Annotated in this window: 16 protein-coding genes; 1 reads left to right on the top strand and 15 read right to left on the bottom strand. The window is 67.9% G+C overall.

Features of this window, described 5'->3' with window-relative positions; translation table 11 throughout:
- Window positions 1–108: 108 nt before the first annotated feature.
- From DEU38_RS13575 to DEU38_RS13565, 3 genes are all read right to left on the bottom strand, one after another.
- On the bottom strand, window positions 109–621 hold the full coding sequence (locus tag DEU38_RS13575) for a DUF6912 family protein (RefSeq protein ID WP_181818775.1): 513 nt from the start codon (window positions 619–621) through the stop codon (window positions 109–111).
- 75 nt (window positions 622–696) lie between these two features.
- The gene (locus DEU38_RS13570; protein ID WP_258557885.1) at window positions 697–2,070 is read right to left on the bottom strand and encodes a wax ester/triacylglycerol synthase family O-acyltransferase; all 1,374 of its coding nucleotides are present in this window, start codon (window positions 2,068–2,070) and stop codon (window positions 697–699) included.
- A 69-nt stretch (window positions 2,071–2,139) separates the two neighbouring features.
- The gene (locus DEU38_RS13565) at window positions 2,140–2,598 is read right to left on the bottom strand and encodes an HAD-IA family hydrolase (protein WP_114721934.1); all 459 of its coding nucleotides are present in this window, start codon (window positions 2,596–2,598) and stop codon (window positions 2,140–2,142) included.
- Between the two features lie 248 nt (window positions 2,599–2,846).
- On the opposite strand from DEU38_RS13565, the gene DEU38_RS13560 reads away from it, so the two are divergent.
- A complete protein-coding gene (locus tag DEU38_RS13560; RefSeq protein WP_114721933.1) occupies window positions 2,847–3,377 on the top strand; it encodes an Rv3235 family protein in 531 nt (176 codons plus the stop codon).
- Window positions 3,378–3,385: 8 nt separating this feature from the next.
- Here the strand turns inward: DEU38_RS13560 and secA are convergent, their stop codons facing one another.
- The 12 genes from secA to DEU38_RS13500 all read right to left on the bottom strand — a co-directional run bounded on the left by secA (window position 3,386) and on the right by DEU38_RS13500 (window position 17,112).
- Window positions 3,386–6,199 (bottom strand): preprotein translocase subunit SecA, encoded by a 2,814-nt coding sequence (secA, locus tag DEU38_RS13555; RefSeq protein WP_254622601.1) that lies wholly within the window; start codon window positions 6,197–6,199, stop codon window positions 3,386–3,388.
- 177 nt (window positions 6,200–6,376) lie between these two features.
- Window positions 6,377–7,054 (bottom strand): ribosome hibernation-promoting factor, HPF/YfiA family, encoded by a 678-nt coding sequence (hpf, locus tag DEU38_RS13550; protein WP_114721931.1) that lies wholly within the window; start codon window positions 7,052–7,054, stop codon window positions 6,377–6,379.
- A 318-nt stretch (window positions 7,055–7,372) separates the two neighbouring features.
- Window positions 7,373–8,047: a ComF family protein gene (locus DEU38_RS13545; protein WP_114721930.1), complete on the bottom strand. Its 675-nt coding sequence runs from the start codon at window positions 8,045–8,047 to the stop codon at window positions 7,373–7,375.
- A gap of 77 nt (window positions 8,048–8,124) precedes the next feature.
- Entirely contained in the window at window positions 8,125–9,879 is a 1,755-nt protein-coding gene (lpqB, locus tag DEU38_RS13540; RefSeq protein ID WP_397484713.1) for an MtrAB system accessory lipoprotein LpqB, read from the bottom strand.
- Between the two features lie 41 nt (window positions 9,880–9,920).
- Window positions 9,921–11,729 (bottom strand): MtrAB system histidine kinase MtrB, encoded by a 1,809-nt coding sequence (gene mtrB, locus DEU38_RS13535; protein WP_114721929.1) that lies wholly within the window; start codon window positions 11,727–11,729, stop codon window positions 9,921–9,923.
- On the bottom strand, window positions 11,726–12,403 hold the full coding sequence (gene mtrA / locus DEU38_RS13530; RefSeq protein WP_114721928.1) for an MtrAB system response regulator MtrA: 678 nt from the start codon (window positions 12,401–12,403) through the stop codon (window positions 11,726–11,728). The genes mtrB and mtrA overlap by 4 nt, the downstream gene beginning before the upstream one ends.
- A 96-nt stretch (window positions 12,404–12,499) precedes the next feature.
- Window positions 12,500–13,162 carry a dTMP kinase gene (locus DEU38_RS13525; RefSeq protein WP_114721927.1) on the bottom strand — a complete coding sequence of 221 codons (663 nt, stop codon included), beginning with the start codon at window positions 13,160–13,162 and terminating at the stop codon, window positions 12,500–12,502.
- Between the two features lie 165 nt (window positions 13,163–13,327).
- On the bottom strand, window positions 13,328–14,806 hold the full coding sequence (ahcY, locus tag DEU38_RS13520; protein ID WP_114721926.1) for an adenosylhomocysteinase: 1,479 nt from the start codon (window positions 14,804–14,806) through the stop codon (window positions 13,328–13,330).
- A gap of 78 nt (window positions 14,807–14,884) precedes the next feature.
- Entirely contained in the window at window positions 14,885–15,493 is a 609-nt protein-coding gene (locus tag DEU38_RS13515) for a TetR family transcriptional regulator (protein WP_114721925.1), read from the bottom strand.
- Between the two features lie 49 nt (window positions 15,494–15,542).
- Window positions 15,543–15,725 (bottom strand): rubredoxin, encoded by a 183-nt coding sequence (locus DEU38_RS13510; RefSeq protein WP_114722009.1) that lies wholly within the window; start codon window positions 15,723–15,725, stop codon window positions 15,543–15,545.
- 2 nt (window positions 15,726–15,727) lie between these two features.
- Window positions 15,728–15,895, bottom strand: coding sequence for a rubredoxin (locus DEU38_RS13505; RefSeq protein ID WP_114721924.1), 168 nt, complete (start codon window positions 15,893–15,895; stop codon window positions 15,728–15,730).
- A complete protein-coding gene (locus DEU38_RS13500) occupies window positions 15,892–17,112 on the bottom strand; it encodes an alkane 1-monooxygenase (protein WP_114721923.1) in 1,221 nt (406 codons plus the stop codon). Before DEU38_RS13500 ends, DEU38_RS13505 begins: the two co-directional genes overlap by 4 nt.
- Window positions 17,113–17,178 lie beyond the last annotated feature (66 nt).

The following is a 17,178-nucleotide window of genomic DNA, read 5'->3' as shown; positions in this document are numbered from 1 at the left end:
TCTCGCACTTCGAGCGTACGGCCAGCGTAGGGCATGAGGCTACGGTGGCGTAAGTTACGGCCGAGTAGTAAGGCGCGCTAACGACTCGTCGGGCGGGTCCGCCGCCGGTCAGAGTAGCTCGAGCAGGAACGGCAACTCCTGCGTCGCGTACCACGCGAGCTCGTGATCCTCTGCGTCGCCGAGAACGAACTCCGCGTCCGGGTCGCCGAGATCGGCAGCGTCGACCACCTGCGCGGCCTTCGCGATGTCGGACTCCGCCTCCGCCAGATCGACGTGCACCGACGCGACCTGGGACAGCGTGAGAACGTCGGCCAGACGGACCACCGCATCGTCGAGATCGGGGCGCAGCTTGACGTCGTCGACGTCGGCCGCGATCACCGCGCGGCGCGACATGGGCGCGACCTCACCAGCCTCGCCGCCGTCACCGCCCTCGCCCTCGTCCTCGTCCGGCGTGGCGGCCGCGATCAACCGCAGCGATGCCCGCGCGGCCTCCGCCATCGCCACCTCGGCGAGCTCCTCGTCGTCGCCGGAGTTGTACGCCTCCCGCAGTGCCGGCGTGACCGCGAACGCGGTCCGGCTCACCGGGGAGAACTCCCGCTCGGCAACCAGTTGCCGCAGCATCGGGATGGTCGCGGGAATGTAGACCCTCACGCCCGACCTCCGGTCACTTGCGTCCGTACCGACCGCGATTCCGACTCAGCCACTGGCTTCCACCAACTCCTCGAGAGACTCGTGCAACGACGCGGCGACCACATCCACGTCGGCCATGGCGTCGCGATCCGCATTCAAACCGTAGTAGACGTGGCCGTCGTACGACGTCAACGCAATGCTCAGGGTCTGATTCTTCAGCAGCGGCGACACGGGATACATCTCGACCATCCGCATCCCGGCCAGATAGAGCGGGATCTGCGGTCCCGGCGCGTTGGTGACCATGAGGTTGAACATCCGCTGCGACAGGCTGCTCGCCGCCCGGGCGCCGCGGGCGTGCAGGGACGCGGGCGCGAACCCGGACAACCGGATCATCGTCCGGGCCGTCACCGGCCGACTCTGCCGCCCGAACGCCTCCGTCGCGTGCGCGACGTGTGAGAGCCGGACGACCGGATTGGGCTCACCGACCGGCAGATCCACCAGGAACGACGACGTCCGACCGTGCGGCGCACCGACCTCGCCGTCGTCGCACACGTCGATCACGCTCGCACCGTTGGTACCCGGTCGCGCCTCGCAGATGGACATCGGGGCCAGCACGCGCAGGGTGGTGGCCTCCGATACCGGCTCACCGCGGGCCAGGAGCCAATTCCGCATCGCACCCGCGACCACGGTCAGGACCACGTCGTTGATCGAGCATCCGTAGCGGGCGCGGATCCTGCGGTAGCGCTCGAGATCGGTGCGCGCCACGGCGAACCGGCGGTTGCGGGAGATCGGGGCGTTCAGCGGGCTCGACGGCGCCGGCTGCGCCGCCGTGCGCGCCAGGGTGGCGAGCTTGCCGACCACGTCGACCGCCTCGTCCACTACCGATGCCATGTCCCCCAACGTCATTCGCAGGGTTGCAAACCCATCGCCGGGCCGGGAGACGAGTTGGGCGAGGGCCGCGGCGACCAGCGCCGGCTCCCCCGGCGCCGGCTCCGGCATCCACAGATCGTCACTCGCGACCACGGGCGCGGCGTCCTCGTCGAGGATCACCTGACTCATCTCGAGGGCCGTCTCGCCGTCGACCAACGCCGAATGCGACTTCGTGAACACCGCACACCGGTTGTCGGCCAATCCTTCGACGACGTACATCTCCCACAGCGGCCGAGTCGTGTCCAACGGCCGCGAGACCAGTCGCGCCACCAGGTCGTGCAGCTGTTCGTCCGTTCCCGGAGACGGCACCGCGGAGCGTCGGACGTGGTAGGTGATGTCGAAGTCCGGGTCGTCGACCCACACCGGCCGGGCCAGCCCGAACGCGACCTCCCGAACCTTCTGCCGATACCGCGGCACCAGGTGCAGGCGACTCTCGATCAGCCGGAGCACGGCCTCGAACTCGAGACCCGACTCGGGTAGCTGGAGGATCGCGAGTGAACCCAGATGCATCGGCGTGTTGCTCGCGTCGAGAAAGTAGAACGACGCGTCCTGCGTCGTCAGTCTGGTCGCCCTGGCCACCTATCGCCCCCTGCCCCGGAGATCCTCGCCCGCCGGATCCCCACCGTCCGATTCCGGGCGGATTCCCGAATCGAGAAGAATCGCAATCTCTTCCACCGCCGCCGACGGGTCGACGTGGTGCACCCCCACCATGCCCGCCGCGGCCGCCGCGCGCACGTTCCCCACGAGGTCGTCGACGAAGACGCACTCGAGGGGATCGAGCCCGAGCCGAGCCGCGGTCAATTCGTAGATCCGCCGGTTCGGCTTCGCCATTCCCACGTCACCGGACAGCACGACCTCGTCCACGAACGGGCCCGCCAGGTCGCGCAGTCCCTGTGCCCCCGGACCTCCGGGATCGTTGCTGAGGATCGCGGTGCGGATTCCCCGTCGACGCGCGTCACCCACGACGCGGGCCATCAGGTCCGCGTCCGCGCCGGGACCCGCCAGCACCCCGCCGAAGTCCAACACCAGTCCGCGCACACGCTCACCCTAGAACTCGCCGCCCCCGCTGGCGACACAGGCGACACGGACGACACGGGCGACACGGGCGACACGAGTCGGACCGAAACCGATCGCGCGCACCCCCTCGCTTTTCGGAATCGAACGTGCCATGCTGTCCGCCAGATTCCGTACCTCTCCGCGGAGTCGACCTGTAGCAGCACCTGTCGACATTGCGTATCGGCTCCCGCCGCTTCCCGGCGACCGCGCGATACCGGAGAGGCCAGATCATGTCCGCACCGCACCGGTTCCTGTCCCGTGCACCGCAGTTCGAACCACCGACATCCGATGCCCCGGGCTCTTCGGCGTGCTCGCCTGCGCCGCGGTCCGCATCCGTCCGGTCCGCACAGCGCTCACCCCACGACGGCCGGTCACCACGCCGCGCGCCGTCCGCGGCACCGGATTCGGTCACGTCGCCCGACGCGCGACAGTTCGCGGAGAGCGCGCTGCGCCTGACCCTCGAGGTCCTCGACCGCCGCCGCGCCCCGGCCCAGCTGCGCTCGATCGTCACCCCGACCGTGCTGGATCTCGTCCACGCGCTCGTGCGGTCGGCCCCGGTCGGCAGCCGACTGGGTACGGCCACCCTCGCGCGCGTCCGCGTGCAACGGGTCCACGCGGCCGCGACCGAGGTGTTCGAGGCGTTCGAGGTGTTCGGCACCTACAACCGCGGCGGCCGGGTGTTCGCTGTTGCCGCGCGTATCGAACGCGGCAACAGCAGACACCCGGCCGGTTGGGCGATCACGTCACTGCGAATCGCCTGAGGTCAGCGTCAGCGCTTGCGCTTGGAGCGCGGGGCCTTCTTCGCCTTCGAATCCTGGCGGGCGGCCTCGCGGCGCTCGCGGCGCGTGCCCGGGGCCCCGTCCTGCTCGTCCGCAGAGCGACTGACCTGGGCGTTACCGTCTTCGGCGGGACCGGAGAAGGTGAGCCCACGCGGCTGCATCTCGTCGAGCCCCTTCGCCTTGAGCGCTGACGGGGCCGCCGAACGGGCCGCGTCCTGGGCGGCCTGCTGGGACGGGAGCGGCTGCGCCTGCTGCTTGGCGAGCGAGGGCCCGCCACCCGCGGTGGCTGCCGCCGAGGCCGCGGTGACGCTCACCGGGGAGCCGCCGCCCTGCGGGGTGCCGGCCTCCACCTGGAGGTTGAACAGGAACCCGACGGACTCTTCCTTGAGGCCTTCGAGCATCGCGATGAACATGTCGTAGCCCTCGCGCTGGTACTCGACGAGCGGATCGCGCTGCGCCATCGCGCGCAGGCCGATGCCCTCCTTGAGGTAGTCCATCTCGTAGAGGTGCTCACGCCACTTGCGGTCCAGCACGGACAGCAGCACGCGGCGTTCGAGCTCACGCATTCCGTTCGCGCCGGCGATCTCGTCGATCTGCTGCTCACGCTTGGCGTACGCGTCCCTGGCGTCCTCCAGCAACGCCTCGAGCAGCTCCTCCCGGCCCAGGTCCGACTCCCCGGCCTCGGCCGCGCCTACGAGCTCCTTGTAGTCGATTCCGACCGGGTACAGCGTCTTCAGGGCCGTCCAGAGCTGGTCCAGATCCCAGTCCTCGACATACCCCTCGGCGGTGGCGCCGTTGACGTACGCGGTGACCACGTCCGTGATCATCGACTCGACCTGGCCCTCGAGATCCTCGCCTTCGAGGATGCGGCGGCGCTCCTCGTAGATGACGGTGCGCTGCTGGTTCATCACCTCGTCGTACTTGAGGACGTTCTTGCGGATCTCGAAGTTCTGCTGCTCGACCTGCGTCTGTGCGCTCTTGATCGCCTTCGAGACCATCTTGGCCTCGATCGGGACATCGTCGGGCAGGTTCAGGCGCGTCATGATCGACTCGAGCGCCGCACCGTTGAAGCGCCGCATCAGTTCGTCGCCGAGCGACAGGTAGAAGCGCGACTCACCGGGATCGCCCTGACGGCCGGAACGACCGCGCAGCTGGTTGTCGATACGACGCGACTCGTGCCGCTCGGTGCCGAGCACATACAGGCCGCCGGCGGCGCGAACCTTCTCCGCGTCCGCCTTGACCTCGGCCTTGACCTTGTCGAGGACGCCCTCCCACGCGGCCTCGTACTCGTCCGGGTTGTGCACCGGGTCGAGGCCCTGCTTGCGCAGCACGAGGTCGGCGATGATGTCGGGGTTGCCGCCCAGCACGACGTCGGTGCCACGACCGGCCATGTTGGTCGCCACGGTCACGGCGCCGGAGCGTCCGGCCTCGGCGACGATCGTCGCCTCCTGCTCGTGGAACTTGGCGTTGAGCACGCTGTGCACCACGCCGCGCTTGGTGAACTGCTTCGACAGGTATTCCGAGCGCTCGACGCTGGTGGTACCGATCAGGACCGGCTGGCCGTTCTGGTGCCGCTCGACGACATCGTCGACGACGGCGTCGAACTTGGCCTCTTCGCTCTTGTAGATCAGGTCGCCGTTGTCGACACGGATCAGCGGACGGTTGGTCGGGATCGGGATGACGCCCAGGCCGTAGGTCTGGTGCAGCTCGGCGGCCTCGGTCTCGGCCGTACCCGTCATGCCCGACAGCCGGTCGTACAGGCGGAAGTAGTTCTGCAGCGTGATCGTGGCGAGGGTCTGGTTCTCGGCCTTGATCTCGACCTTCTCCTTGGCCTCGATCGCCTGGTGCATGCCCTCGTTGTAGCGGCGGCCCACCAGCACACGGCCGGTGAACTCGTCGACGATGATGACCTCGCCGTCGCGGACGATGTAGTCCTTGTCCCGCTGGTAGAGCTCCTTCGCCTTGATGGCGTTGTTGAGGTAGCTCACCAGCGGCGAGTTCGCGGCCTCGTACAGGTTGTCGATACCGAGCTGGTCCTCGACGAACTCCACACCGGCCTCGTGCACGCCGATGGTGCGCTTACGGATGTCGACCTCGTAGTGGACGTCCTTCTTGAGCAGCGGTGCGATCCGCGCGAACTCGCTGTACCACTTGCTGGACGCGTCGGCCGGACCCGAGATGATGAGCGGGGTGCGGGCCTCGTCGATGAGGATCGAGTCGACCTCGTCGACGACGGCGAAGTTGTGGCCACGCTGGACGAGGTCGTCGAGGCTGTGCGTCATGTTGTCGCGCAGGTAGTCGAAACCGAACTCGTTGTTGGTGCCGTAGGTGATGTCGGCGGCGTACGCCTTGCGACGCTGCGCGGGAGTCATCCCGGACAGGATCACGTCGACCTCGAGACCCAGGAAGCGGTGGACGCGGCCCATCCACTCCGAGTCGCGCTTGGCGAGGTAGTCGTTGACGGTGACGACGTGCACGCCGTCACTGGAGATCGCATTGAGGTACGCCGGCAGCACACAGGTCAGGGTCTTGCCCTCGCCGGTCTTCATCTCGGCGACGTTGCCGAAGTGCAGCGCCGCGCCACCCATCACCTGGACGTCGAAGTGGCGCTGGCCGAGCACGCGGCTCGCGGCCTCCCGGGCCACGGAGAATGCCTCGGGCAGCATCTCGTCGAGCGTCTCGCCGTCGGCGTAACGCTTCCGGAATTCGTCGGTCTTGGCCCGGAGTTGTTCGTCGGACAGCTTCTCGACCTCGGGAGAGAGGGAGGAGACATGGTCGGCGATGTGCTTGAGCCGCTTGACCATGCGACCTTCACCTACACGGAGCAGCTTCGATAGCGACAGTGACGGCACGGTCCTCTTTGTCCTCAATCCTCGGTGTCAGGTAATGACAAACGGAATCCGGCCGAGGTCGGGTGACCCCAGCCGGATCCCATGGTATGCGCAATCACGGTCGGGCGAGTAGACCGACCGTCCGCGACATCACGCCAGACGTATCAACCCGTAGTCGAACGCGTGGCGTCGATACACGACAGAAGGCCGATCGGTCTCCTTGTCGTGGAACAGATAGAAGTCGTGCCCGACCAGCTCCATCTCGTACAGCGCGTCGTCGACGGTCATCGGCTCGGCGGAGTGGACCTTCGTGCGCACGATCTGACCCGGACCGGGCGGAGCCTCGCCGTCCAAGGACAAATCGCGGTCGATCGCCAGCGAGTCGTCCTGTGCCAGCGCGGCTGTGGCCTGCGCGACGGAGACGGGAGTCTTCTCTCCGTAGTGGACCTTGCGGCGATCCTTGGTTCGACGCAATCGACTTTCCAGTTTGGCAGTCACGGATTCGAATGCCGCGTAGAAACTGTCCGCGCTCGCTTCGGCGCGGGCGACAGGGCCCTTGCCGCGAGCCGTGATCTCGACTCGCTGGCAACTCTTCGCCTGTCGGCGATTACGTTCGTGCTGGAGTTCCACGTCGAAGTGGAAGATGGTGGGATCGAAACGCTCGAGTCGTGCGAGCTTCTCGGAAACGTAGACCCGGAAATGATCCGGCACTTCCACGTTGCGTCCTTTGACGACGATTTCGGCGTTGTTCGCGCCCGTAGTACTTGGAGCCTCCGCGTTGGCGGTGTCTTCGTCGACGAAAACCGAGGCTTGCGTAGGGGTCGTCACTCGTACCTCCCGATAAACGGCCGGCTCACATTGGTGGAGACCGGCGAGTTCGATCTCGACCGGGCGGGGAACCACCCGGCTCAGAACGTGAAATATCACCTCCCACCTGTGACTTCGGGTGTGAACGCGACGCTAGTACGTAACCGCTCCGTGTGCCACTGTTCAGCCATATTTCACCGGTGTGTCGTCTGTGACATCTGTCCCGATCCCGCGATTTCGTCGCGCCTCGAGAAGCCCCCCGGAAGGACTCGGAAGGACCCCGCAAGCCTCCGGAAGCCGTCGCGATATCCGCCCGGGATCGCCGCCGGAATTGTCCGATCAGGCCGCGGCGACAACCAATACCGCCCCGACCTGCACACCTTCCGATTCGAGAACCCGAACCGCCTCCGCCGAGGTTGCCCCGGTGGTGACGACGTCGTCCACGAGAACGACCTCGGCACCCATGCAACCGAGCCTGACGATCTCGTCGCGACGGGAAGCGGACACGCAAATCCGGCCCGCCAGATTGTCCTGCCGCTGCGCCGCCGACAGCCCGACGGAATCACGCACACCACGTCGCATCGACAGCGCCGGACAGACGTGGCAACCGGTCTCCAGCAGACGCGCGGCGGCCTGCGTGGACCGCAGCACCGGGTCTCCACCACGGGTGCGCGCCGTGCGGGCCCGCGTCGGGGCCGGAACGAGCACCAGCGGCGCCAGCTGCGGCGGATCCAACTCGCCCCAGCGCCGCAGCGTGTCGACCGCGTCCGCGAGCGCAGCGCCCAGCGGGGCTGCGAGATCTCGCCGACCCCGTTCCTTCGCCGCGATCACCGCACGCCGCCGTGGACCCGCATACGGTCCCAGCGCCCACACCGGGACGCCGGGATCCACCCGAGGATGCACCGCCACCGGGTCGTCGGACAGGGTGCGCCTGCACCGGTCGCACCACCCCGAACCGGGTTCACCGCAACCCCCGCACTCGGCGGGGAGGACCAGGTCGAGGAGCGCGCGCATGCCGGGAGTGTGCCCCGTGCCCCCGACAAGCGCCGACAGGCACCGGCAGACACCCTCGAGCACCGACGGCGGCGAGGTCAGCCCGGCAGCACCGGGACCGCATTCGTCCCGGTCAGGCCCGGAACCTCACGCCAGTACCGGTCGCCGGCCGGGTCGTTGTTGTTGAGCTGGAACACCGCTCGCGAGTCCGCGACGAACTCGGTGGTCGACGACGCGTCCACCGCCACCACCGGCGAGGTGAGGTTGCGGCTCGGCAGCGAGTCCATCCGCGAACCGTCGACGGCCAGCTGCACGACCGGCACGTCCGAACCCGAACGGGCCACGACCACCGTGTCCCCGGTGCTCCAGTCGAGCGACACCGCGGGACTGCCGAGACCGTGCGCGATGGCGCGTGGATTGGTGAGCGAGAACTCGCCGTCCGGCTGCTGCATCACCGTCGCCACATAGACCTTGCCGTCGACGATCAACGCCGCCCGGACCCCGTCGCGGGACAGCCGCAGCTCGGTGATCGGCCCGCCGATCGCATTGATCGCGCCGGTCTCGACGTTCATCGTCGTGAGCTTTCCGGTTCCGGTCTCGCGAACCACCCGCACGACGGTCGAGCCGTTGACGGCGGCCCACACGGTGGAGCCGTCGAACGCCCACGACGGCCGGGTGATCGACTGCGCCTCGAGCGCGGTCGCCACGTTTCCGTCGTAGGTCCCCACGACCAGCGCGGTCTGCGGCTCCGGCGCCGGCCGGCGTGTCTCGGCCACCGCGGCCGTGAGCGTGCCGTCCCGCGACAACGCGATCGACCGGAGATTGTCCGACGCACCGAAGTACCCGGGGACCGGCGCGACGACCCCGTCGTTCACGGAGGCCAGCCCGCCGCCGCGCAGCGCGTGGAGGCCGACGGTCGCGCTGGTCGTCGCGAGCGGATTGAGCGACGCCACGTCCGCCGTCGTCCATCCTTCGGGGTACCGCTCGTCGAGCGGCTGGCCGTCGGCCAACAGGACGTACGGACCGGAGATGTCGGCGTTTGCCAACGTCCAGACCACCTGCGCGGCAAGGAGTTCGCGCGACTGCGTGTTCATCCGCCCGAGGCCCTGGAAGTCGACGCTCACACCGCCCAGCCCCACCCCGACCTGGGAGGCTCGGCCGTCGGCCTTGGTGATGGTGCCGAGCACGGAGACCCCCGAACCCAGTTCGTTGCGCACCGCACCGGCCAGCGACGGTTTGGGACCGTCGATGAGGAGACCGATCAGCTGCGTGACCATCTGGTCCGGGCTCGCCGCGATCCAGCGAGGGTCGGGGACGACCGTCTGAGCCGTCGGGTCGAGGAAGTACAACGATTTGCGCTGATACGAATTGAGGAACTGGGGACGGTCCATGATCACGCCGTTGGGCAGATCGTCGATCCGCCATTCACCGTCCACCTTGGCCCAGCTGAACTTGGCCTCGAACGTGCCCTCCTGCGCCTGGTACAAACCGCCCGGTTCGAGCTCGCCCACCCGGTTGGCGCGAATCGTGTAGACCGCGCGGTCGGCGGTGCGTGACTCGAGGATGAGATCGATCTTGTCGACGATCGTCGCGCTCGCGGCATCGTCCCACCGCGCCGACATGTCCTTGGTCAGGTACTGCCGGGCGGCAAGATGCCGATTGGCCGGGTCGGTGCTGGCCTTGACGAAATCTCGCAGCAGCAGATCCGGCTCGCGTCCGGGCGCCGGGGCCTCCACGCTCGTACTGACCGGCGCACGCTCGATGGTCCCGATCGCCTGCGGCGTCGACGAGTCCGGCAGATTCGCACAGCCCGCCGTGCCGAGCAGCAGCGCGGCCAGCGACGCCGCGGCCACTACCGTCCGCGAGCGCCTGCCGTGGCGCACCCGAATGCCGGTCACGACTCACGCTCCCGCACCCGGGGCACCGTCGGAGACTCGTCCGGGTCCAGCTGCCGGGGAGGCCGCTCAACCGGCTGCGTCGCCGACTGGGCAGCGCCCGACCCGGCGGGCGCCATCTCGTCACCGGCCGAGGACGCGGCCGCGGGCTCAGGTTCGGGCTTGGTCGGAGGCAGCGGTTGTCCCTGGACGAGCTTCTTGGTCGACGGCTTCAGCGGGAGCGGGCTCCGGGTGACCTTGCGCCCGCGCACACGCGGCAACGTCAGGCGGAAGCACGCGCCCTCGCCGGGTTCGCCCCACGCCTCGAGCGTGCCGTTGTGCAGGTTCGCGTCCTCCACGCTGATCGCCAGGCCCAGCCCGGTTCCGCCGGAACGCCGGACGCGGGACGGGTCCGACCGCCAGAACCGGTTGAACACCAACTTCTCCTCCCCAGGGCGCAGTCCCACACCCTGGTCGCGGACGATGAAGGCGGCCGCGTCGTCGTCGGCCCGCAACCGCAACAGGACGGGCTTGCCCTCGCCGTGGTCGATCGCGTTCGCGAGCAGGTTCCGCAGGATGCGCTCCACACGGCGCGGATCGACCTCCGCGATCACTGCCTCGTCCGGCAGATCCACGATCAGTTCCGTCGAGGTCTCCTTCGCGAGGTGGCGAACGGTCGAGACCGCCGCACGCGCACACATCCGCAGGTCCAGTTGTTCGGCCGCCAGCTCCGCGACACCGGCGTCGTGCCGGGAGATCTCGAGCAGGTCCCCGAGCAGGCTCTCGAACCGGTCCAGCTCCGCGACGAGCAGCTCGGACGACCGCTTCAGGATGGGGTCGAGCTCGTCGCTGCTGTCGTGGATCAGGTCCGCGGCCATCCGGACCGTGGTGAGCGGGGTGCGCAGCTCGTGGCTCACGTCCGACGTGAACCGTTTCTGCAGATTGCCGAACTCCTCGAGCTGCGTGATCTGCTTCGACAGACTCTCGGCCATCTCGTTGAACGACATCGCGAGCCGGGCCATGTCGTCCTCGCCGCGGACCGGCATGCGTTCCTTGAGCCGGCCGTCCGCGAACCGCACCGCGATCCGGGACGCCGACCGGATCGGCATGACGACCTGGCGTGCGACGAGCATCGAGATCGCGGCGAGCAGCACCGCCAGCACCGCACCACCGATCAGCATCGTGCCCCGCACCAGGGACAGGCTGCGGTCCTCGCTCGCGAGGGGGAACACGAGGTACAGCTCGAGAGTCGAGATGTCCGACGCCGTGGGGCTGCCGATGATCAGCGCCGGACCCGAGTACCCGTTGGGGTCGGACACCGTCGCGAACTGGTAGCTGATCTGGTTGGCACGAACGAAGTCGCGCAGGCTCGCCGGGATCTGGTTCGCCGGCCCGCTCGTGGTCGGTTCCCGTGGGCCGTCCCCTGGCACGATGAGCACCGGATCGAAGGTACCTGCGGATCCGGACGTCTGACCACCGTCGGGCTGGCGGTTCGTGAGCGCCAGACGGGCAGCGTCGAGCCGCACCTGGAGCGAGCCGCTGTCGTCGGCGCCGGAGAGCTGCGCCTCGACCGTGCTGCGCGCACGATCGAGTTCCTCGGTGGCGGCGGTGATCTTCGCCTCGAGGAGCCGATCGGTGATCTGGCTGGTCAACACCACACCCAGAATCGTGATCACGATCAGCGACAGCGACAACGTCGACACGACGACGCGGAGCTGCAAAGACCGGCGCCATGCGTGGGCAAGCCAGTTGCCGCACGCTCGACACCAGCGGATCAGCGGCGAGAAAGCCCGGCTGGCTCGCCGCCGGTTCCGGCGGGCACCGATCACGGCGGTCCGGCCTTGTAGCCGACCCCCCTGACGGTAAGCACCACCTCGGGATTCTCGGGATCCTTCTCGACCTTGGCGCGCAGACGCTGCACGTGCACGTTCACCAGTCGGGTGTCCGCCGCGTGACGGTATCCCCAGACCTGCTCGAGTAGGACCTCACGGGTGAACACCTGCCGCGGCTTGCGTGCGAGGGCGACCAGCAGGTCGAACTCGAGCGGCGTGAGCGAGATGAGCGCGTTGTCGCGTGTCACCTTGTGCGCCGGCACATCGATCATGATGTCGCCGATGCTCAGGACCTCGGCCGGCTCCTCCTCCGTGCGGCGCAGGCGAGCGCGCACCCGGGCAACCAGTTCCTTCGGCTTGAACGGCTTCATGATGTAGTCGTCCGCGCCGGACTCGAGGCCCAGGACGACGTCGACCGTGTCCGTCTTGGCGGTGAGCATGACGATCGGGACACCCGATTCGGCCCGCAGCACCCGGCACACGTCGATACCGTTCATGCCCGGCAGCATGAGGTCGAGGAGCACCAGATCCGGTCGGGTCTCACGAACGGCCGACAACGCCTGGCTGCCGTCACCGACCACGAAGGGTTCGAATCCCTCACCGCGGAGCACGATGGTGAGCATCTCGGCGAGCGCCGTGTCATCGTCGACAACCAGAATCCTTGGCTTCATATCCCTATCGTTACATCTCTGAGGCTGCTAAATGCGGAAAGGCGCGTTCACTGCCGCGGCGTGCCGCTCAATGTTGCCGTCACGGACCGCCCGGTATTACTGCGCCGCGCCGCGCCGCTTATGCAAGAGTGCCAGTTTATCGGCGAGAGTGCCCGGATCCACATCGGGCGCGACGGACAACCACGGCGAGTTCCAGTCCGCGGCGGCCAGCTCCCGGTACACCTCCCCCGTGCGAGCCTGCAGGCCGCTGTCCTTCTCGTAGGCGTCCAGCGCGCGCGAACTGTCCGCGGCCTCGCGCCGACGCGCCCGTTCCTCCGCGAGCGCCACGGGCACGTCGAGGTACATCTGCAGGTCCGGCCGTGGCAGACCCAATCGGTCGAACTCGAGCTCTTCGATCCAGGTGACGAACTCGCCGTCCCCGTGCTGGTGTAGCCGGGCCGCGCCGTACGCCGCGTTGGAGGCGACGTAGCGGTCCAGGATCACCACGTCGTGGCGGGCGACCAGATCCCGCAGTTGCGGTGCGGCACCGGCACGGTCGAGCGCGAACATCACCGCCATCGCGTGGACCGACTCGCTCAGGTCGCCGTGCTCCCCCTTGAGCGCCTCCGACGCGAGATCGGCATGGATCGACGCACCGTAGCGCGGGAAATCCAGCGTTGCGACCGTCAGACCGTCCTGCTCGAGCTGCGTGACGACCTTTCCGACCAGTGTCCGCTTGCCGGCACCGTCGAGCCCTTCCAGGGCGATCAGAGTTCCCACGATCGCCGAGCCTATCGGTGCCCGCGGCCGCGCCCGCGGATCCGGCCCTGCGAGGGCCGTCACAGCGCTGTCCGGATCATCCGGGGCGAACAGCAGTGGCCGGGGATCGTGTCACGATCCCCGGCCACCGTCGTCAGTGCGACCGACGCGGTCCTACGACTCGGGTCAGTAGCGGTAGTGCTCCGGCTTGTACGGGCCCTCGACGTCGACGCCGATGTACTCGGCCTGATCCTTCGTCAGCTTGGTGATCGAACCACCGAGCGCCTCGACGTGGATCTTCGCGACCTTCTCGTCGAGGTGCTTGGGCAGGCGGTAGACCTCGTTGTCGTACTCGTCCGGCTTGGTCCACAGCTCGATCTGCGCGATCGTCTGGTTCGCGAACGAGTTCGACATCACGAACGACGGGTGGCCGGTCGCGTTGCCCAGGTTCAGCAGACGTCCCTCGGACAGCACGATGATGCTGTGACCGTCGGCGAACGTGAACTCGTCGACCTGCGGCTTGATGTTGATCCGCGTGACGTCACCGGCGCGCTCGAGGCCCGCCATGTCGATCTCGTTGTCGAAATGGCCGATGTTGCCCAGGATCGCCTGGTGCTTCATCTGCTTCATGTGCTCGAAGGAGATGATGTCCTTGTTGCCGGTCGCCGTGATGACGATGTCGGCCTCGCCGATGAACTCCTCGACGGTCTTGACGTTGAAGCCGTCCATCAGCGCCTGGAGGGCGTTGATCGGGTCGACCTCGGTGACCGTGACGCGGGCGCCCTGGCCGCGCAGTGCCTCGGCGCAGCCCTTGCCGACGTCGCCGTAGCCGCACACCAGCGCAGCCTTGCCACCGATCAGCACGTCGGTGCCGCGGTTGATGCCGTCGAGCAGCGAGTGGCGGGTGCCGTACTTGTTGTCGAACTTGCTCTTGGTGACCGAGTCGTTGACGTTGATGGCCGGGAACGCCAGCTCACCCGCGGCGGCGAACTGGTACAGCCGCAGCACGCCGGTGGTGGTCTCCTCGGTGACGCCCTTGACGTTCTCCGCGATGGCCGTCCACTTGCCGCCGTCGGCCTCGAGCGACTTGCGCAGCAGCGCCAGGAACACCTTGTACTCGTCCGAGTCGTGCTCGTCGTCGGTGGGCGGGACGACGCCGGCCTTCTCGTACTGTGCACCGCGCAGCACCAGCATCGTCGCGTCACCACCGTCGTCGAGGATCATGTTGGCGGTGGTACCGGGCCATGTGAGCATCTGCTCAGCCGCCCACCAGTACTCCTCGAGGGTCTCGCCCTTCCATGCGAACACGGGGACGCCCTTGGGCTCCTCGACGGTGCCGTGCGGGCCGACGACGACGGCCGCGGCCGCGTGATCCTGCGTCGAGAAGATGTTGCACGACGCCCATCGAACTTCAGCACCGAGAGCGACCAGCGTCTCGATCAGGACCGCGGTCTGGATGGTCATGTGCAGCGAGCCGGACACGCGAGCGCCCTTGAGCGGCAACACGTCTGCGTACTCACGACGCAGTGCCATCAGACCCGGCATCTCGTGCTCGGCCAGCCGGATCTCCTTGCGTCCGAACTCGGCGAGCGACAGATCCGCCACCTTGAAATCGATACCGTTACGGTGCTCGGCCACGGGCGCCGCTGAAACTGAGGACGTCATGTGTCTCTCCTGTTCGCTGTCTGGAATGACACCCAGGTTATCGGGTACCGATCCCACCCGGGGACGGGCCGTACCCCGTCACACGTGTGCGACGACGTCCACGAACGGGGCCAGCAGCGCGGCAAGGTCACGCGCATCGTCACCATCGGACGCGGGAGGCATCGAAACGTAACTCAGCGCGACTCGTACGACACCCCGCGCCAAGATCACCGAATCGGCCTCGGACGCCTGAATCCAACTCCGCCGGAACGTCTCCGCCAGACGCCCCGACGCCCGCTCGATGAGCGGGGCGCTGTCGGTCGTGACGATCCGCAGCAGGTCCGGTTTGGCGGCACCGGTCCGCAACGAGCACACCAGCGGGTCCTCGGTGCTCGCCTGGAAGAACGCGGCGAACCCGTCCACGAGGGCCGCGCGGGCATCCCCGACGTGCGCGTACACCGCCGACGCCACCGCATCGACGAACCGGTCGACCAATTGCAGCGCATACCCCTCCGCGAGCCCCTGACGCGACCCGAACTCGTTGTACAGCGTCTGCCGACTGATCCCGGCGACCGCGGCGACATCGGTCATCGTCACCTTCGACCAGTCCCGCTCGAGCAGCAGGTCGTGGACGGCGCCGAGGATCGACTCGCGCAGCAGCAGCCGCGAGGCCTCCTGATAGGGCACGCGGGGTTGCGACTCGGTCATGCCACCGACCCTAGTGACACTGCTCGGCTGCGCTCGACCGGCACACGGCTCAGCTTCGCTCGACCTCGACCATGAAGAAGTCCGCCTTCGCCGCCCCGCAGTCCGGGCAACGCCAATCGTCGGGAATGTCCCCCCAGCGCGTGCCGGGGGCGATGCCCTCGTCGGGCCAGCCCTCCGCCTCGTCGTACTCGAATCCGCACTGTGCGCACTGGTAGAGCTTGTACTCGTTCACGATCACCCTCCTACGGGCTCGAAATCGATCTTCTCGCGGACACCGCAGTCGGGGCAGCACCAGTCGTCCGGCACCGAATCCCACGCCGTGCCGGCCGGGAATCCCTCCCGCGGGGCGCCGACGGACTCGTCGAACACGAACTCGCACACGGGACACCGAAACGCACTCATGCCCGGCCTCCGCCCGCTCCGTGCCGCGCCAGCAACTTCTCACGCTTGGCCGGCTGCAGGTTGGCCCGCGTGACGTCGCCGTCGTAGTGCGCGAGCACGCGGCGATCCATCACCGCCCGCCAGAGCGGCGGCACGTACGCGAGCATGATCATGCTCGCGTACCCGCTGGGCAGGTTCGGCGCAATGTCCATGCTGCGCAACGTCTGATAGCGCCGTGTCGGGTTCGCGTGGTGATCGCTGTGCCGCTGCAGGTGGTAGAGGAAGATGTTGGTGCAGATGTGATCGCTGTTCCAGCTGTGCGCCGGCGTGCAGCGCTCGTAACGTCCACTGTCGGTGCGCTGCCGGAGCAGGCCGTAGTGCTCGAGATAGTTCACCGTCTCGAGCAGGGAGAATCCGAACACCGCCTGCAGCAACAGGAACGGGGCCACCTCCCAACCGAAGATCGCGATCATCGCGCCGAAGAGCACGACCGACATCAACCAGGCGTTGAGGACGTCGTTGCGAATCGTCCACGGCCCCTTGCCGAGCCGTTCCAAACGAACCTTCTCCAGCGCCCAGGACGACCGCAGACTCCCCCACACGCTGCGCGGCAGGAAGGCCCAGAAGCTTTCGCCCAGGCGGGAACTCGCGGGATCCTCCGGCGTTGCGACCCGGACGTGATGGCCACGGTTGTGCTCGATGTAGAAGTGTCCGTAGAAGGCCTGCGCGAGGGTGATCTTCGACAGCCACCGCTCGAGATCGTCCTTCTTGTGCCCCAGCTCGTGCGCGGTGTTGATTCCGATGCCGGCCACACACCCGACACTGATGGCCAGGCCGATCTTCGACACCAGCCCCAGCCCGCCGTCGATACCGAGCCAGCTCAGATCGTCGGCCGACCACAGGTAACAGGCGACCACCACCGTCACGATCTGCAGCGGGATGTAGGCGTAGGTACACCAGCGGTAGTACCGGTCGTTCTCGAGTTGCTCCATCACCTCATCGGGCGGGTTCTGCCCGTCCGCACCGAAGGCCAGGTCGAGGATCGGCAGTAGCACGTACACCAGCAGCGGGCCGATCCACCACCAGATGGGCGCCACCGCCTCCAGGCCCACCCGGTTCGTCAGCCACACCAAGCCCAGCGCCAGGAAGATCGCGGTGGGCGGGATGAGCCCCAGTAGCCACAGATAACGCTTCTTGTCCCGCCAGACCCCATCGTCGGCGGTCGCATGCGTCGCCATCGGCGTCCCCTTCCACGAGCCCGCCCACTATGAGCAGGATCACCATGAAATGGACGATACGCGTCG

The organism is Rhodococcus sp. AG1013 (assembly GCF_003350365.1).
Lineage (GTDB): Bacteria > Actinomycetota > Actinomycetes > Mycobacteriales > Mycobacteriaceae > Prescottella.
Note: the sequence above shows the minus strand (reverse complement) of the source record. Positions and strands in the feature narration are given on the sequence as shown.

Excerpts from the sequence above, each read along its gene's own strand:
- DEU38_RS13500 (WP_114721923.1), bottom strand. The coding sequence starts at position 17,112 with ATGGCGACGCATGCGACCGCCGACGATGGGGTCTGGCGGGACAAGAAG.
- DEU38_RS13545 (WP_114721930.1), bottom strand. The coding sequence starts at position 8,047 with ATGCGCGCGCTCCTCGACCTGGTCCTCCCCGCCGAGTGCGGGGGTTGC.
- secA (WP_254622601.1), bottom strand. The coding sequence starts at position 6,199 with ATGGTCAAGCGGCTCAAGCACATCGCCGACCATGTCTCCTCCCTCTCT.
- DEU38_RS13560 (WP_114721933.1), top strand. The coding sequence starts at position 2,847 with ATGTCCGCACCGCACCGGTTCCTGTCCCGTGCACCGCAGTTCGAACCA.
- mtrA (WP_114721928.1), bottom strand. The coding sequence starts at position 12,403 with ATGAAGCCAAGGATTCTGGTTGTCGACGATGACACGGCGCTCGCCGAG.
- ahcY (WP_114721926.1), bottom strand. The coding sequence starts at position 14,806 with ATGACGTCCTCAGTTTCAGCGGCGCCCGTGGCCGAGCACCGTAACGGT.
- DEU38_RS13570 (WP_258557885.1), bottom strand. The coding sequence starts at position 2,070 with ATGCATCTGGGTTCACTCGCGATCCTCCAGCTACCCGAGTCGGGTCTC.
- DEU38_RS13515 (WP_114721925.1), bottom strand. The coding sequence starts at position 15,493 with ATGACCGAGTCGCAACCCCGCGTGCCCTATCAGGAGGCCTCGCGGCTG.
- DEU38_RS13575 (WP_181818775.1), bottom strand. The coding sequence starts at position 621 with ATGCTGCGGCAACTGGTTGCCGAGCGGGAGTTCTCCCCGGTGAGCCGG.
- DEU38_RS13505 (WP_114721924.1), bottom strand. The coding sequence starts at position 15,895 with ATGAGTGCGTTTCGGTGTCCCGTGTGCGAGTTCGTGTTCGACGAGTCC.